Annotated in this window: 2 protein-coding genes and 1 pseudogene; 2 read left to right on the forward strand and 1 reads right to left on the reverse strand. The window is 53.9% G+C overall.

What is annotated here, in order from left to right; translation table 11 throughout:
• Positions 1 to 139 precede the first annotated feature (139 nt).
• Positions 140 to 572: pseudogene (gene tnpA, locus ACOCD2_RS20770) on the reverse strand (IS200/IS605 family transposase).
• A gap of 1 nt (position 573) precedes the next feature.
• Here tnpA and ACOCD2_RS20775 point away from each other — a divergent pair.
• Positions 574 to 936, forward strand: coding sequence for a VOC family protein (locus ACOCD2_RS20775; protein WP_305800516.1), 363 nt, complete (start codon positions 574 to 576; stop codon positions 934 to 936).
• Positions 933 to 1,212, forward strand: a 280-nt coding sequence (locus ACOCD2_RS20780) for a hypothetical protein (protein ID WP_419626029.1), incomplete at its 3' end; no start/stop codon positions are given. The genes ACOCD2_RS20775 and ACOCD2_RS20780, both read left to right, overlap by 4 nt.

Here is a 1,212-nt window from a genome sequence, read left to right on the forward strand (position 1 = left end):
GGTTGAATGGCGCCCGGATCAGCGCAATGTCTTCCTCAGTTCAGGCAGCGACAACCTGGCATTGCATCAGGCGGATGCGGAAATCAAATACTACCCGCAGAGCGGGTAGTATGATGAAAGCCCCCGGAGGGGGCTATTGTCAGAGTCCCGCCAACCTTAACTGCTCTTGGCGCTTCTCTTCCCGTTCCTGATTCTTTATGTACGTCCGTATCATCTGCTCATCTAAGCCAACTGTACTGACACAATAGCCTCGCGCCCAAAAATGTCGACCCGTAAAATTCCTTTTGACCTGCAGATATTCCCTGAATATCCGTATGGCTGATTTACCTTTCAGAAAACCGATGGTGTTTGCCACACTGTATTTGGGGGGATCATCAACAGCATGTGAATGTGGTCACGCTGGCGTAACCCTCTATCAATTCAACACCCTGCTGACGATACAACTCCCTCAATATCCCTCCTATTTCTTTCCTCAGCATTCCGTAAATCGATTTCCTTCGATACTTCGGAACAAACACTACATGATATTTGCAATAATGCTTCACGTGAGCTTGGCTTTGCCAGTCTCTCATAATGGCCTCCTACAGAACTTGCCGGTTCAAAGGAGGCCATTTTCTTACTCCGCACGCCGGTACGGCAGAGCCTTTTCGTGTCTCACCGCCAGAGGCGGTGGTTTACCAAGTTTTAATTACCGACGAAGCCGTACAGCGGCTCGATCACATCGGCTTCTTCCTGGCGACAGAAGCGCTGGTGGATGAATGGTTTGCCTGGTTGCGGGAACAGGGCGTTCCCATGCGCACCGAACCCCGCACCCACAGGGATGGGGCACGGAGTTTCTATTGTTGCGGTCCTGATGGCACTCTGGTGCAGATCATCTTCCATCCGCCGGTGCGGGACTGGGAAGCGCGGAGAGCAAGCGTGTCTTCGGCCTCGTGATAGATTTTGGGACATCCCAGTCCCCAAAATCGACTCGGCCTTTGACAACCTATTTGTGCCCCAGCCGTCCTGGTCACCAAGCACTGCGCAACAACTTCGCAAGCTCGTTGCTGCTCCGTACTTGGCTCCCATATGACTGGACGCCGCGTTCGGATGCCTACTTTGTTTTCCCTCTGGCGCAAGGCACGCCGGGAAAACAGTGCGGCCTCGCGGCTACTGGGGTCTACCAGCCTTCGCTTCGCTCTCCATGGCTGGCAGCGGCTGAAGCTGCGGTCA

The organism is Thiolapillus sp., from assembly GCF_048562965.1.
Classification (GTDB): Bacteria; Pseudomonadota; Gammaproteobacteria; order Chromatiales; family Chromatiaceae; genus Thiolapillus; species Thiolapillus brandeum_A.